This window comes from Nonomuraea sp. NPDC050478 (assembly GCF_044458265.1).
In the GTDB taxonomy this organism is placed as follows: Bacteria; Actinomycetota; Actinomycetes; order Streptosporangiales; family Streptosporangiaceae; genus Nonomuraea; species Nonomuraea ferruginea.
On record NZ_JBITHT010000005.1, the window covers coordinates 411,254 to 426,026 of the forward strand.

At 71.8% G+C, this 14,773-nt stretch carries 13 protein-coding genes and 1 pseudogene; 5 read left to right on the top strand and 9 right to left on the bottom strand.

The annotated features are described in order from the left end of the window. Positions 1-4: 4 nt before the first annotated feature. Complete coding sequence (locus ACIBF7_RS26750; RefSeq protein WP_397198411.1) at positions 5-604, bottom strand: TetR/AcrR family transcriptional regulator; 600 nt, start codon at positions 602-604, stop codon at positions 5-7. 63 nt (positions 605-667) lie between these two features. Further along, a complete protein-coding gene (locus tag ACIBF7_RS26755) occupies positions 668-1,822 on the bottom strand; it encodes a DUF418 domain-containing protein (protein WP_397198412.1) in 1,155 nt (384 codons plus the stop codon). A 147-nt stretch (positions 1,823-1,969) separates the two neighbouring features. Here ACIBF7_RS26755 and ACIBF7_RS26760 point away from each other — a divergent pair, with 147 nt between their 5' ends. Then, entirely contained in the window at positions 1,970-3,124 is a 1,155-nt protein-coding gene (locus tag ACIBF7_RS26760) for a hypothetical protein (protein WP_271278431.1), read from the top strand. Here the strand turns inward: ACIBF7_RS26760 and ACIBF7_RS26765 are convergent, their stop codons facing one another. Further along, on the bottom strand, positions 3,125-3,598 hold the full coding sequence (locus ACIBF7_RS26765; RefSeq protein WP_397198413.1) for a hypothetical protein: 474 nt from the start codon (positions 3,596-3,598) through the stop codon (positions 3,125-3,127). A gap of 173 nt (positions 3,599-3,771) precedes the next feature. Here ACIBF7_RS26765 and ACIBF7_RS26770 point away from each other — a divergent pair, with 173 nt between their 5' ends. Next, complete coding sequence (locus ACIBF7_RS26770) at positions 3,772-4,371, top strand: dihydrofolate reductase family protein (RefSeq protein WP_271278429.1); 600 nt, start codon at positions 3,772-3,774, stop codon at positions 4,369-4,371. A gap of 32 nt (positions 4,372-4,403) precedes the next feature. Here the strand turns inward: ACIBF7_RS26770 and ACIBF7_RS26775 are convergent, their stop codons facing one another. From ACIBF7_RS26775 to ACIBF7_RS26790, 4 genes and pseudogenes are all read right to left on the bottom strand, one after another. Then, positions 4,404-4,778 (bottom strand): hypothetical protein, encoded by a 375-nt coding sequence (locus ACIBF7_RS26775; protein ID WP_397198414.1) that lies wholly within the window; start codon positions 4,776-4,778, stop codon positions 4,404-4,406. Next, entirely contained in the window at positions 4,775-5,275 is a 501-nt protein-coding gene (locus ACIBF7_RS26780; protein WP_397198591.1) for a hypothetical protein, read from the bottom strand. The genes ACIBF7_RS26775 and ACIBF7_RS26780 overlap by 4 nt, the downstream gene beginning before the upstream one ends. 129 nt (positions 5,276-5,404) lie before the next feature. Further along, a pseudogene (locus tag ACIBF7_RS26785) lies at positions 5,405-5,632 on the bottom strand (hypothetical protein); the annotation flags it as partial. Beyond that, entirely contained in the window at positions 5,533-6,654 is a 1,122-nt protein-coding gene (locus ACIBF7_RS26790; RefSeq protein WP_397198415.1) for an FAD-dependent oxidoreductase, read from the bottom strand. The pseudogene ACIBF7_RS26785 and the gene ACIBF7_RS26790, both read right to left, overlap by 100 nt. Positions 6,655-6,716: 62 nt before the next feature. Here ACIBF7_RS26790 and ACIBF7_RS26795 point away from each other — a divergent pair, with 62 nt between their 5' ends. Beyond that, the gene (locus tag ACIBF7_RS26795) at positions 6,717-7,169 is read left to right on the top strand and encodes a MarR family winged helix-turn-helix transcriptional regulator (RefSeq protein WP_148034062.1); all 453 of its coding nucleotides are present in this window, start codon (positions 6,717-6,719) and stop codon (positions 7,167-7,169) included. Further along, a complete protein-coding gene (locus ACIBF7_RS26800) occupies positions 7,166-8,056 on the top strand; it encodes a hypothetical protein (protein WP_148034063.1) in 891 nt (296 codons plus the stop codon). The genes ACIBF7_RS26795 and ACIBF7_RS26800 overlap by 4 nt, the downstream gene beginning before the upstream one ends. A gap of 49 nt (positions 8,057-8,105) precedes the next feature. On the opposite strand, the gene ACIBF7_RS26805 is transcribed toward ACIBF7_RS26800, so the two are convergent. After that, positions 8,106-9,110: a glycoside hydrolase family 11 protein gene (locus tag ACIBF7_RS26805; RefSeq protein WP_148034064.1), complete on the bottom strand. Its 1,005-nt coding sequence runs from the start codon at positions 9,108-9,110 to the stop codon at positions 8,106-8,108. 237 nt (positions 9,111-9,347) lie between these two features. Between ACIBF7_RS26805 and ACIBF7_RS26810 the strand changes: the two genes are divergently transcribed. Further along, a complete protein-coding gene (locus tag ACIBF7_RS26810) occupies positions 9,348-10,748 on the top strand; it encodes a M1 family metallopeptidase (protein ID WP_397198416.1) in 1,401 nt (466 codons plus the stop codon). A 41-nt stretch (positions 10,749-10,789) separates the two neighbouring features. On the opposite strand, the gene ACIBF7_RS26815 is transcribed toward ACIBF7_RS26810, so the two are convergent. Then, a complete protein-coding gene (locus tag ACIBF7_RS26815; RefSeq protein WP_397198417.1) occupies positions 10,790-14,767 on the bottom strand; it encodes a S8 family serine peptidase in 3,978 nt (1,325 codons plus the stop codon). Positions 14,768-14,773 lie beyond the last annotated feature (6 nt).

The window sequence follows — 14,773 nt, forward strand, 5'->3', positions numbered from 1 at the left end:
CCCGTCACCCGGCGGACGCGATCATGCGGCGGATCAGGGTGTGCAGGTAGGCGCGGAAGGACTCCACCACGCCCGGCTGGACCGGCTCGCCGCGCTTCTGCGGCCAGTCGGGCGACACGTGGCGCATGCCGCCCGACAGGAACCCGTAGACGCACCACACCACGGTCCAGACGAGGTGGTCGCCGTCCACGTCGTCCGGCGTCAGCTCCCGGATGGTCTCCGCCACCTCCAAGGCGAGCGGGCGCGAGAACATGCCCTCCAAGTCGGGCGTGTCGGCGGCGTCGCCCGTCCAGCGGTGCAGCCACAGCGACAGATAGTCGGTGTGCGCGATGTTGTAGTCGAGATAGGCGTCGGCCAGGTCGAGCGCCCCCTGGACCCCGGGGACGAAGGACCTGAGCGCCGGCTCCATGGCCGCCCGCTCGGCGTTGACGGCGCGGACCATCACCTCGTGGTAGAGCTCCGGCTTCTCGCCCACCGTCTCGACCAGCCGGTCCACGTCGGTCCCCGCCGCCTCGGCGATCATCCGCATCGACGTCCAGTCGTATCCCACCTCGGCGAACATCCTCGTCGCCACGCCGATCAGCCGGTCCGTCTCCGCATCCATGACCATCACCTTAAGTGATGAAACCATCACCCTCCGGAAGGCTCTCGTCGTACTCGCAGGGCGTCAGGTGCGGCGGTAGGCCAGGCGGCGCAGCAGGATCTCGGCGGGGCCGCGGTGGTCGGCGCGGCGCATCAGGTCGGCGATCAGCAGCGAGACGAGCCAGGTGGCCACGGCCACGCCGGTGGCGCCGGCGATGCCGAGGTCGTCCTGCAGGCCGAGCCCGAAGGGGAAGAACACCACGACGAACGCGATCGACTGGAACAGGTACAGGCTCATCGAGCGGCGGCCGAGCGCTTCGACGGCGGTGATCAGGGGACCACGGCCGCGGGCGGCCAGCGGGGTGATCAGGCCGACGGCGCAGGCCATGGCGATGCCGCCGAAGTATCCGGTGAGCGGCTGCGCGATCGAGGCCGCCACCACGGCCGGGCCGGACGCCCCGGTCCACAGGCCGGTCTGGATGAGCGCGGCGGGGACGGAACCCACGACGGACACGACAGTGGCGATCACCGTGAAGCGGACCAGGAGGCGCCGGTGCCGCTCCGGCTCCTCCAGGATGCGCCGCCGGGCCGCCCACATCCCGAAGAGCACCGCGGGCAGCACGATGACGGTGCCGAGGACCAGGCCGAACGGCCAGCCGGCCATCCTGGTGACGAACAGCTCGCCGAAGCCCCGCGCCCCGGCGGCGATGGTGCCGAGGGAGAAGGTGGAGAGCCCTTGCATCAGCGCCACCCACATGGCGAACCCGACCACGGCCGTGGCGGGCACCATGAGCGTCCCCGCCGTCCACAGCAGCGCCTTGTCCCCGCGCCGGAGCATCCCGGTCAGCACCACGGCCGCCAGCCCGTACGGCGCCAGGATGTCGATCGGGACCAGCAGCGCCACGTGCGCGAACCCGATCGCGATCAGCCACCACCCCCGGCGGCGCAGCAGCTTGCGGACCGTCACCCAGTCGGCGCCGCGCCTGGTCCGGCTGTTCAGGAGCTGAACCAGCGAGTAGCCGAACAGGAAGGCGAACATCGGCCGCGCGTGGTTGTTGACGAACAGCACGTGGAAGAACTCGGAGACCGCGTTGGCCGCGGCGGAGCCCCGGTCGACGGCCACCACGAACAGCGGCGCGTGCGCGAACGCGATGGCCAGCAGCATGAAACCGCGCGCCAGGTCGGGGGCCAGGGCCCTGGCCGTGGTCGCCGGCCTGGCCGGTTCGGACGTCTGCAACACAGGAAGCACCCCGTTCTCCGATGACGTTCTCGTGGCCCCGACGCTACGGACGCGATCACCCGCGGGGAATCCGGCTAGAAATACGACAGGGGTAGACCTAGATGCACCTTCGGCCCGGGCGCGTTCGGTGCCACTAGCGTGGCGGGCATGGACGAACAGGAATGGCAGCAGGAATACGCGATGCTCGCTCTCCGGCTCAACCGGCACCTGAACGGAGCCGGGCTCGTCTACCGGGGGCCGGCCGAGTGGAGCAAGCGGGCACAGGCGGAGCCGGTCCGGCCGCCCGGCGACCTGATCGCCGGCGCCGACCGGTTACTGGACCGGGAGCTGACCCCTTACCTGCGGGCCCAGGTGGTCGCGATGCGCGCGGTGGCCCGCTATCTGGACGGCGAGCGGCTCCCGCTGACCGACTACGGCGAGCTCGTGCTGGGGCTGCGGCCGCGGTGGGTGCCCGAGCTCGTGTTCGAGGAGGCGCACGACCGGCTGGACGCGGCGTTGCCCAGGGCCGCCGGCTCGCTGTCCGACCGGCTGCACGCCTGGCAGTCGGCTCACGCGCTGGACCAGATTGACCGGCTGCCCGCGCTGGTGGACAAGGCGGTGGCAGAGACCCGGGCCCGGACGGAGGCGATCGTCCCGCTGCCGCCGGACGAGGTCGTCGGCTGCCACCTCGTGCCGGAGGCGCACTTCCACGCCGCCGGGCACTACGCGGGCGACCTCAAGTCGGTGATCTTCATCAACACCGGCATCCCGTTCAACGTGGCCGACCTGTTCTACGTCGTCGCCCACGAGGGCCATCCCGGTCACATCGCCGAGTCGATGCTGAAGGACCTGGGGGCGACCCGGACGGACCAGCGGGTCCGGTTCATGCTGGCCCCGTCGTTCGCGCTGAGCGAGGGGCTCGGGCTGTGCGCCGAGGAGATCCTCTTCCCGGGGGACGAGGCGCAGGCGTGGCTGACCGACAACGTCCTGGCCGAGCTGGGGATCCGGCCCGACGGCAGCGACTTCGCGGCGATCCACCTGGTCAAGAACGCGCTGTGGGGAGTGTGGGGCAACGTCGCCTTCCTCGCCGCCGAGGGGCGGACGGACGAGGAGCTGGCCGGTTATCTGGCCCGCTGGTGCCTGTACGACGACGCGGAGATCGCCAGGGCGCTGCCGTTGCTGCGGCCGTCGGCGATGAGCCCGTACATGTTCGGATATTTCCACGGATGGGAGCTGTTGCGGCCCTGGCTGGCCGATCCGGCCAACGTCCGCCGCCTGCTCACCGAACAGCTCCTGCCGTCCGACGTGGCGAAACCCGTCTGATCACGACCGGCCGGTCAGCTCGGCATGCCCCGGCCGGGTCGCGCGCGCATAGGAGTGGGTCGTCGCGGCCAGGAGCCCCAGCGCGACGATCCCGATCACGCCGTGGTGCCACTGCCAGCCGATCCCGATGCCGACGAACCCGTCCGCCACCATGATCACGGCTCCGGCGCCGACGCCCGCCAGCGCGACGGCCAGCACGAGCAGCATCAGCGCGCGTGGCACCCGGCGGCCCGGCCCGGTCACCGTCAGCAGGACCAGGGCCGCGCCGAGCAGGCCGTTGGCGGCCGCCATCCACTGCGCGGCCGCCACGTCCATCATCTCGCGGGCGTAGCGCTCGTAGTCGGCCGCCGGAACCACCGGGCCGCCGGGGAAACCCAGCTTGCCCTGCGCGGCGTAGACGGCCTTGCCGGCGGCGTAGCCGAGGAACAGCACCGCCGTCGTGTACGCGGGCCAGCGCGCCTGGCGCACGGTCATGGGCAGCTCCCTGGAGTTCGAGTTCGGTGTTTCCAGGATCGGCGGGCCTCCCGGCCCCGGCCTCCCCCGCACGGGGGAACATGCTCCCCCGCCGGATGTAGAGAACCGCCGGGCGGCTCCGACCACCCGGTGGCAGGCGCGAGAAGGAGCGCCTGGAACTGAAAGGCGATGAGATGAGCAGAGTCATCTGCGACATGGCGATGTCCCTCGACGGCTTCGTGGCCGGGCCGAACCAGAGCCTGGACAATCCGTTCGGCGAGGGAGAGAACGGGCGGCTGACCCGGTGGATGGTCGACGAGCCGGAGCTCCACAAGGCGGAGATCGAGGCCATCACCGCCGCCGGCGCCTTCATCATGGGCCGCAACATGTTCGGCCCCGGCCGCGGCGCCTGGGACCTGGAGTGGAGCGGCTGGTGGGGCGAGGAGCCCCCGTACCACGCGCCGGTCTTCGTGCTGACCCACCACGAGCGCGAGCCGCTGCCGATGAAGGGCGGCACCACGTTCACTTTCGTGACCGGCGGTCCCGAGGAGGCCCTGCGCCTGGCGCGCGAGGCGGCGGGCGACCGTGACGTCGCCATCGCCGGCGGCGGCATGACGGTGAACCAGTACCTGGCGGCGGGGCTGATCGACGAGCTGCGCCTGCACGTCGCGCCGGTGCTCCTGGGCCGCGGCGAGCGGCTGTTCGACGGCCTGGCGGACATCGACCTCGAACCGCTCGGCGAGCCCTCCCGCACCGCGCTCGTCACCCACCTCACGTACCGGCCGGTGAGGTAGCGGACGGGCGGGGCGTTCGCCGCCCCGCCCGGCTATCTGAAGTCCCGGTTGACCCCGGGCAGGGTCAGGGACCTGCGCTCGTTTCCGTACGAGGCCAGGCGCCGCGTGCGCCCCGTGGTGACATCGAGGGCGTACGCGACGAGCTCCCGGCTGCCCGCGACCACCGTGACCTCGTCCCGGTTCAGCCAGATGCCGGTCCCGTCGATCCGGTCGCCCGGCGGCAGGCCCCGCATCGAGACCTTGCGCTGGGTCCGCCCGGTCCTGGCGTCGAGCAGGGTGAGCCTGCCCGGCTTGAGTTCGTCGAACTCGACGGCGACGACCGTGCGGCCGTCCGGGGCGAGCTCGCTGAACATGATGAACACGCCGTCGAACCGCACCGGCTTGCCGCCTCCGGTCACCGGCGTCACCCACAGGTGGATCCGGCGCCGATCCGCTCCTCCGCCACCTTGACGGGGGAGACCACCTCTTCGCCTTCGGCCATGTCCCTGATCACGTGCGCCCCGGCGTCGCGGCTGTAGTAGGCGAGCCTCCGCCCGTCCCGGCTGATCGCGACCGGCACCCGCGGGGCCTTCTTGGAGGAGGTGAGCGCCTGCGGCAGCCGGTACGTCCCCTTCTGGGTGACCACCCGCCACTCCACGGCACTGCAGTCGGAGCGCCGCGTCATCTCGTCGATCTCGCACGGCGTCTGGTACGCGTAGCGGATCGCGCCGACCTTGCCCCGCAGGTCCGGCACGTCCTGCCCCTGTGTCGCGACGATGCCGGCGGGGTGCGGCCAGACCGCCACCGCGCCCGCCGTCGTCGCCGCCAGCGCCGTGACCGCCGCCTCGGTCAGGTCCTCCCGGAAGCGCAGCACGATCACGGCCCGCTGCTTGCGGGTCAGCTGGGCCGGCGCCCGGCGGAGCATGATGCGGTCCGGCGTGGCCTCGTCGTGGGAGACGCCCGCTTCGGGCGGGTGGGCGCTGGGTAACTCCGGGCGGGCGCGGCGCGTCCAGGAGATGTACTGGTTGACGAGCGCCTTGCGGGTGTACGCCTCGGGGTTGCCCTTCCTGTCGAGCTTCGACCACTGCCCTGCGACGTTGGCCAGGACGCTCTGCAGCAGGTCCTCCGCGAGATGAGGGTCTCCGGTGAGCAGGCGCGGTCCGCCGGGCGGAAGGTTGCACCTCAGCGGGATCGCGCGGTGAGGCGGTTGCTGTAGCGGGCGAGCATGGCGGTCTGGGACGTCTCCGGGATCAGCCTGCCGAGAAGCGGTGGGATGCGCCAGTTGGCCGGGTTGCGCTTGGCCATCCGGGAAACCAGGGAGATGTGCGGGTATCGGGCTTTCTCGTAGGCGCGCAACCGTACCGCCGGGTCGCCGTCCCTGGCCAGCTCGCGCCCGAGCACCCAGACGTCCTCCAGGGTCTGGTTGGCGCCCTGGCCCAGGGTGGGCGGCATGATGTGGGCCGCGTCGCCGAGCAGGGTGACGCGGCCCTTCCCCCACACCGGGCCGACCTTGCGCCAGTGGTGGCCGAAGAAGGTGAGATCGGCTTCGGTGGCGGCGGCGAGCACCTCGGGCACCGGTGACGCCCAGTGGCCGAACCGGCGCCGCAGCTCGGCCAGCGGCGCGTCGGGCCGCCGGTCGCCGGGTGACCACGGCACGTCGAACCACCACTGCAGCATGCCCTTGCCCGCGGGGATGAGGCCGCACGCGCCCTCCCGTCCGGTGATCATGAGGTGGCGGTGCGTACGGGTGAGCTCGATGTCGATCGGGCTGAGGCCCTGCCAGGTGCCGAAGGTGGCCGGTCGGACGCCGGCGTCGCCCCACAGCCGGTGCCGCACGGCCGAGTGGTGACCGTCGGCGCCGATGAGCAGGTCGCCCGTGGCCGTCGATCCGTCGGCGAAGGTCGCGGTCACCCGGTCGTGGTCCTGGGTGACGTCCTGGCAGGCCTTGCCGTACTGGACGAGGTCGCCGGGCAGGCCGTCGGCGAGGAGTTCCATGAGGTCGCGGCGGGAGACGGCCCTGGTCTCGAAGCCGTGGTGGGCGGCGGCGTGGGCGATGTCCATGCTGACGCGCAGCCGGCCGCCGGCGGTCATCGCGTCGATCCGGTCGACGCGCCCGCCCACGTCGTCGAGGCTCACGCCGAGGTCGTGCAGCACGGCGGCGCCGTTGCTGAAGATCATCAAGGCCGCGCCGCCGGTGCGCCACTCCGCGGCCCGCTCGTACACGCGCACCCGGTGCCCGGCGGCGAGCAGCACCCGGGCGACGGCGAGGCCCCCGACGCCTGCTCCCATGACAAGGATGTCCATATCTTCTCCAACTCGGAGTATCTTCGATTCGAAGATACTCCGGGGTGGAGTAGGTTGGGAAAGTGCCCCACAAGCAACCCGAGGACGCGATCTTCCGCGAGTTCCTGGTCGCGGTCCTGCTGCACAACGAGGCCGTGGCCGACCGGCTCGGCCTGCAGCCGGTCGACGTCGCCGCCGCCATCCTGCTGGAGACGCGCGGGCCCATGACCGCGGGCGCGCTCTCCGAGGAGCTCGGGCTGCCGTCCGCCTCGACGACCCGGCTGATCGACCGGCTGGAGAAGGCGGGCTACGTGCGGCGGGTGCGCGGCGAACGCGACCGCCGGATGGTCACCGTGCAGTTGGTCGAGGGCGGGCTCGACGACTACGAGGCCGCCTGCGAGTCGTCCAGGCGGCACCTGGCGACGCTCGGCGCGCACTACACCCCGGAGCAGGCGCCGCTGCTGCTCGACATGCTGGCCCGCGTCGGCGAGGCCCACCGCGCGGCCACCAGGGAGCTGCGCGGGAAGCCTGCATGAGCGGCGGCCACGCGCACTACGTCATCGTGGACGGGTCCGGTCACCGCGTCTGGTCGCGCGACAGAGCGGCCGAGACCCTCTACCACGACCTCCTCCGCGGCCCCGACCGCGTGATCGCCTTCATCCGCGAGCAGCGGGGCGGTCACCGCGACCACTGGATGAACTCGATCTGGTGGCAGGGCGTCGCGCTCCTCGACCTGCCCGCCCGCCGCCTGCTCGTCCACACCGACCAGTGGATCCCGGGGCCCGACCGGCACACCTCGGTGCTGGAGGTCCGCGCCTGGCTGCGGCTCGTCGCGGCCCTCTGGCCGGGCTGGACGGTGACCTGGGCCGCTCGCGGCCTGCACCAGGTCATGGACTACCTCGCGCTCCCGTACGACACCGTGCTCTACCTCGACGAGACACCGGCGCCGCGCGCCCGCTGGGCCCAGGCGCCCGCGGAGGACGACCTGTCCGCCGTCGCCGACGTCCTCATCGCCGCCCGCGACGGGGAGCGGCTGTCGTTCGGGGGCTGGTGGGCCGCCGGGCTGGCCGAGCCCCTGCTCGCCGGACCGGGCGTGCTGCTGACCCCGCAGGAGGAGGCCGTCCCGTTCGCGGCGCTGGAGAACGTCCCCTGGAACGGCCTCTACGTGGACGCCCCCGGCCGGCGGCTCGACTGGTGGTCGCTCGACTGCTCGCTCGACCCGCGCGACCTGCCCGCCCGGTGGCCGGGTTGGGAGCTGACTGACCATGGCGACGCGTTCGAGGAGGTCGCCGCGCTCATCGGCCCCGAACTGCTGCTCGACGTGGACACCGAGGAGGAGGTGTTCCGCAGGGTCGCCGCATGGTTCGTCGCCGACGCCGCCCCGGACGGCCGGGAGGCCCTGCGGGCGGTCGCGCCTCCGTGAGTGACAGCGGCGCGGCGGCCGCCGGGCCGCCGCGCCACGGGGTACGAGGTCAGCCCGCGCTGCAGGAGACCGTCGGCCAGGTCCAGTTGCCGTTGTGCTGGATCGTCACCCCCCAGTTGTTGCCGCTGCCGTTGGGCCTGGCGGTCAGCACCTGGGAGCTGGGGTAGCTGGCGCTGATGTTCCAGGTGGAGAGGATCCGCGCGGGTGACGGCACGTTCATCGTCACGGTCCAGTTGCTCGAACCGCTGACCGAGACGCCGAGGTTGTAGCGGTCGCTCCACTGCTGGCCCTGCGACAGGGTCGCGGTGCAGCCGCCGCCCGGGTTGCCGGGGTTGCCGGGGTTACCCGGGTCGCCGCCGGTGCTGCCCAGGGTGATGTTGGAGTTTCCGCTGCTCTGGTATCCCTCGGTGGCCATGATCATGTAGTCGTGGTTGCCGAGGTTCATCCCGTTCCTGGCCCACGCGTCGAAGTGGTTGCCGGCGGTGATGGTGCCGCCCGTCCGCTTCGACTGCCGTACGCTCCAGTACTGCTGGAACGTCCTGGTGCCCTCGATGGAGGGGGCGTTGTAGCGCGTCGTCTCGTAGATGTCGTACGTGCCGCCGTCGCTGGTGACCGTGCCCTTGTACGTGCCGGTCGGCCGGTAGGTGCCCCAGTTGTCGACGATGTAGTACTCGACGAGCGGGCTTCTCGTCCAGCCGTAGAGCGTCAGGTACGCGTTGCCCGAGGGGTTGAAGCTGCCCGAGTAGCTGACCGTCCTGCGTCCTCCGGGGTTCCAGCCCTTGCCGGCGACGAAGTTGCCGGTGTTGCGCCATGAGGTGCTGTAGTTCCCGCCGGAACCCAGCTCCATGGAGACCGTTCCCTGGCTGTCGGTCCAGAACGAGTAGAAGTATCCGTTGTTGTTGCCGGTCTGGTTGGAGGTGATCGGGGCGGCGTGCGCGATGCCGGGCATCGCGACCGCCATGACCAGCGCTGCGGCTACGGCGCAGGATCGGCGGACGAAGGATGTGATGCCGCCGCGTCTGCGGGTGCTCTGGGGGGCGGGGGCGCCGTTCATGTGTGCTTCCTCCTCGCGAAGGCGGAGAGCGTGATGCGAACTGGCGACAGTGTTCATCCGGCCCCGAAAGTTGTCAACGATTCCCGAAACATATCGGAGACGGCGTGTCAGGTTACCTACCTGGCCACCGGCTCTACCTGGCCTATCGGATCTCCGTGTCGGAGGTGAAAGTTTCACCGGCATCGCAGGACGAGTAATCCCCCGCCGACGCCGGCGGTGATCACTATGATGTCGCGAATGCGGAGATTACCCTTACTGGTCCTGGTCGGCGCGCTGACCGCCACCTGCTGCGGCACCGCCTCGGCGGCCACTCCCGGCGAACCCGCCCGTTACGCCAAAGGGCGCTCGCAACCGGTCAAGGACCCGGTGTTCCCCGCATACGGCAACCCGTCGATCGACGTCCTGCACTACGGGCTGAAACTGGGCTGGCAGCCCGACCGCCGGAGCCTGACGGGCACCGCCGCCCTCACCGTCCGGGCCGTGAAGCCGATCAAGGAGATCAGGCTCGACTTCGGCCGCGCCCTGAAGATCGACCACGTGACCGTCGCGGGCAAGACCGCCAAGCCCGGGCGCAGGGGCGACGACCTGACGATCCCGCTCCGCGCCACCCTCGCCGCGAACAAGTCCGCCCGGGTGGTGATCCGCTACCACGGCGTACCGAAACCCCACAACTCCGGGCAGATGCGCTACGACCTCGCGCGGCTCGGCCTGCGCTCGTCCGCGGACGGCTCGGCCTGGGCGCTGCAGGAGCCCTTCGGCGCGTTCACCTGGTTCCCCGTGAACGACCACCCGTCGGACGAGGCGCTCTACGACGTCGCCATCACCGTGCCCAAGGGCTGGGCCGGCGTCGCGCACGGCACGTACGGCGGCAAGACCGAGAAGGGGCGCAAGGTCACCTACCGCTGGAAGTCGACCGACCCGGTCGCCAGCTACCTGACCCTGTTCACCGTCGACAAGTACCGGATGCACCGGGCGAAGGGCCCGCGCGGCCTCCCCATCACCTATTGGGTGCGCCGCGAGGACAGGCATGCCCTGCCGGTGATACGCCGGATGCCGGAGCTGCTGCGCTGGATGGAGAAGAAGGCCGGTCCCTACCCGTTCCCCAGCGCGGGCCTGGTCGCCACCAGCGACTCCGGCATGGAGACCCAGCAGATGATCACCCTCGGCGGCGACTACCTGCGCCCCGAGGTGGTGCTGCACGAGCTGGCCCACCACTGGTTCGGCAACAGCGTCGGCCCGCGCACCTGGAAGGACGTCTGGCTGAACGAGGGTTTCGCCATGTACTTCCAGATCCAGTGGACCGCCGACCACAGCCCGGGCTCGATGGACGACCACATGGACGACCTGCGCCTGGAGGAAAGGTTCGCGCGCCGGCTGGCGGGCCCGCCGGGCGACTACCGGCCCGAGCGGTTCGCCGACCACAACGTCTACTACGGCCCCGCGGTGATGCTGCACGAGATCAGGCGGCGCATCGGCGACGACAGGTTCTTCGCCCTGACCCGCGCCTGGGTCCAGGAGCACCGCAACACCGGCCAGGACCGGGCGTCGTTCACCGCCTGGGTCAACGAGCACACGGGCGAGGACTTCACGGAGCTGATCGACGCCTGGCTCGACTCCAGGACCAGCCCCGAGGACTAGCCGGCGCCCGCCCCACCGGGGACGGGCGCCGGCGCGAGGGGTCAGCGCAGGTCGAACGCGCGCAGCGTGGTCTGCTTGACGCGGTTGCCCGCCGCGTCCCACGCCTCGACCTTCAGGCTCACCGCGCCCTTGGTGGCGCGGTAGGCCGGATACCTGGCCCCGGCGGTGTAGACGCCGTCCCGGCCGCGCCTGAGATCGGCGGGCTGCCAGGTGGCGCCGTCGTCGGTGCTCGTCCAGAGCCGGACTCCCGCGATGGCGGGCATCTTCGCGGCCGACGGCCCGTGGTAGGCCTCCAGCTCGAAGGTGTGCTTGCGGCCGGCGGCCACCGTGTTCCCGGTGGACAGGCTGTCACCGAGGTCGTAGCTCACGTACACCGCGGGGGTGGTGCGGCAGTGCTCCACCGGGCCGTCGATCCACCAGGCGTAGCAGTTGAGACCGGGCTTGACGTGGTCCTCGCCCGGCGGGGCGGTGAACGTCCACTCGACGTCCTGCAGGTCGTTCCTGGCCGTCAGCCGGTAGACGCCCTGGCCTTCCGGCAGCGGGTAACGCGGCAGGGTGGCGAAGGGCTCGACGGGTGCGTTCGGGATCTCCCGGCCGTCGCGGTACAGGTGGATCTCGTACCGCGGCTGGAGGTCCCCGAAGGCCACGCCGTCGTCACGCCGCTCCCCGACCCCGCTGACCATGGACGGGGTCACCCAGAGGTTGCCGTCGTGCACGCAGATCGCGCACGGCACCCCGACCACCAGCTTCTCCAGCGGGGCGGCCTTCGGGTCGGCGAGCTTGAACACCTTCTCCGAGGCGGTCGCGGCGCCCGGCGTGCTCGGGGTGGTGAACCACCGTTGCGTCGTCCGTCCCGGCTTGTCGAAGACGTCGACGCGGTAGCGCGACTCCTCGGTCTCCGCCGCCGGATCGGGCGTGGTCAGGGCCGACATGCCCGTCGAGTGCACGATCGTACGGTCCAGCGGCCAGACCCACTGGTGCCTGCGCTGCGGCAGCGGCAGTGACCAGCTCACCGCGTCCGTGCCGGTGCCCGTGTAGGTCACGTCGTCGGTGCGCCACGTGCTCCGCCATACCGAGGCCTTCCTGTACGGCCCGGCGTGCATGTCGAAGTCGACGCGGTGGAGCTGGCGGTCGGTGACCTTGTAGTGCATGGAGTCCGGGATCCGGCCGTCCGCGTACGGCTTGAACACGTAGGAGTACGGGGTGTGCGGCGTGCCCTCCACCCGGATGGTGACCCGGCCCCGGCGAGCCTCCTCGCGCACCTTCACGCCCTCGGCGTGCGACACGTACGCGATCGGCAGGTTGACCGGCAGCAGCGGCCCGCTGAACGGCTTCTGCGCGAGGGCCAGCGGGATCGGACAGGAGGCCGGCCGCTCGTTGAAGGCGAGGATGCCGGCGGCGCCGGCGTCCCTGATCGGCCCGACGCGCTCGATCTGGAGACCGCACTGCGGCCCGAGCGACCCTTCGGCCGGTTCGGCGTCGATCAGGACGAGCGCGCCGCGCAGGTCCTTGCCCGCGAGGTCCTCGGGACGGCCCTTGCCGGCGTCGACGACCCGCAGGTCCCGCGTGCCCTCGAAGGGGACGTATCCGGGGTGCAGCTCCGCCCGGTCGAGGACGTGGACCCTGGAGACCGGGTTCAGCGACAGCCGCTTCGGCGTCCGCGCGGTCATCGTGACCTCGGGCACGCCGAGCTCCCACTGCCCGGTGAAGCGGAACGCGCCCTTGGTGACCTTCTTGGTCGGCAGCGCCCACACCTTCTCCCACGCCCCGACGGGCGCCCCGTTGAGCAGGGTGCCGCCGTAGATCTGCCCGCTGGGGAGAGTCCGCTGGAAGAAGACCTCGTAGCTGTTGTTCAGCGGCTCCGCGGTCTTCGGCGTGGTGAAGCGGATCTGGGACGCCTCGCGGGCGTCGAGGGTGATCTCGGTGTCGCCGGTGACGGTGAGCTCCGGCTCGAACAGCCAGCCCCGGTTGGCGCGGTCGTCGCCGTCCACCCAGTCGAGCACCTGCAGCACGCTCACGGTGCCCGCGGGCACCCGCGTCACGATAACGCCCACGTCGTGCACGCGATGCGGGCCGAGCTCGCCCTTGGTCCCGTCGACGTCGACGACGCTCATGGCCGTCGGGGTGCGCGGCTTGCCGTCCCTGTCCAGGGTGCGGATCGTGAGGTCGAACTTGGGGACGTCGCGCACCGCGCCCATGGGCGTGGTGAGGCGGACGCCATCAGCCTCGGCGATCACGGCCCCGCTGTACTTGCCCAGCTCCAGCCCGGCCGGATCGAGGGTGACGGTCGTGCCCGCCGTGCCGCCCGCGGGGATCGTCAGCGTCGCGTCCGCGACGCCCACCTTCGCCCCACCGCTCATCTGCGCCTTCAGCGCGAGCGTGACGGGCTGGTCGCCCAGGTTCGTGTACGAGACCTCGCCGGTCTTCGGCTCACCCGATCCTTCGAGCAGGCCGAAGTCGACGCCGCCGCCGGTGGTGAAGACCCGCTGGCCGGTGGCCCTGTCCAGGTCCAGCCGGCCGGCGCCCTGCTCGTACACGGTGAAGCCGTCGTCCTTGGCGGTCGACATCAGCGCGGCCTTGAGCTGCTGGGCCGTCCAGTCCGGGTGCCGCTGCGCCATGATGGCGACGGCGCCGGCCACGTGCGGCGTGGCCATCGAGGTGCCGTTGGCGCCCGTGTAGTGCTCGTCGACGGGGGTGCCCATGGCCGTGCCCGCCGCCCGCGCGGCCACGATGTTCACGCCGGGAGCCGCGATGTCGGGCTTGAGCCCGGAGTCCCCGACGCGCGGGCCGCGGCTGGAGAACGGGGCGAGCTGGTCGTCCTTGTCGACCGCGGCCACGGTCAGCGCCGCGTCCGCCGCGCCCGGGGCGCTCACGGTCTCCTCGTTGTAGAGGTTGCCCGCGGCCACCACGAACAGGGCGCCGGTCTCAGCGGTCAGGTCGTCGACGGCCTGGCTGAGCGGGTCGGTGCCGTCCGTGGGCGTGCCGCCGAGGCTCATGCTGACGGCCTTGGCGCCGCTGCGCGCGGCCCACTCCATGCCCTCGATGATCCACGACTCCATGCCCTCGCCGTTGTCGTTCAGCACCTTGCCGACCGCGAGCCGCGCGCCGGGGGCGACGCCCTTGTGCCTGCCGCCCGAGGCCGCGCCGGTCCCGGCGATGGTGGCGGCGACGTGGGTGCCGTGGCCGTGCCCGTCCTGGACCGGCTGGTCGGGGACGAACGACCGGCTGTCGGCGATCCTTCCGGTCAGGTCGGGGTGGGCGGCGTCGGCGCCGGTGTCCAGGACGGCGACCGTCACGCCGGTCCCGTCGTGCCCCCGCTCCCACGCCTGGGGCGCGCCGACCATCGGCACGCTCACGTCCAGGTCGGCCTTGACCTTGGCGTCCAGCCAGAGCTTGGCGATGCCGCCACCCAGCGTGCCGGGCGCGGCCAGGCCCCGCCTGGCGTCCGGCCGCTCGCGCACGGCCGCCCAGAAGGCGCCGGTTTCGGCCTTGTCGACGTCGAGGGCGGAGGCGTGGATGCTCTCCAGCGTCCCGGTGGGCTCACTGGCGGGGATGGCCGCGGCCGAGCGCTTGAGTGACGCCTCGGCCTGGCCCTCCGGATACTGGACGATGACCGGCACCCGCTTGGTCGCGTCGTCGGCGTACCCGTTCTCGGCCAGATACTTGACGTCGAACAGCCGCTTGTCGAGCAGCCCCGCCTGGACGGCGGAGACCGCGTCGTCCGGGAGCACGAAGACGCCGTCGGGCGTGAACTGGGTGAACAGGTTGACGCGGCGGCCTTCGTCCCGCGTGCCCGGGGCGGTCTCCACCCGATACTTGCCGGCTTCTGACCGGCTCAGCTGGACCTTGTCACCGGTGATCAGGGTGACGACGACCTTGCCGGCGCGCACGCCCGACAGGGTGACGGTCTGGGTCCGGGCCTGCGCGGCGGGCGCGGGGGTGGGCGTGGTCCCGTCGGCGGCCGACGCGGGTGTGGCGGCCAGCGCCGTGGTGAGCATCGTGGCCGCGGTCAGGATCATGCCTGC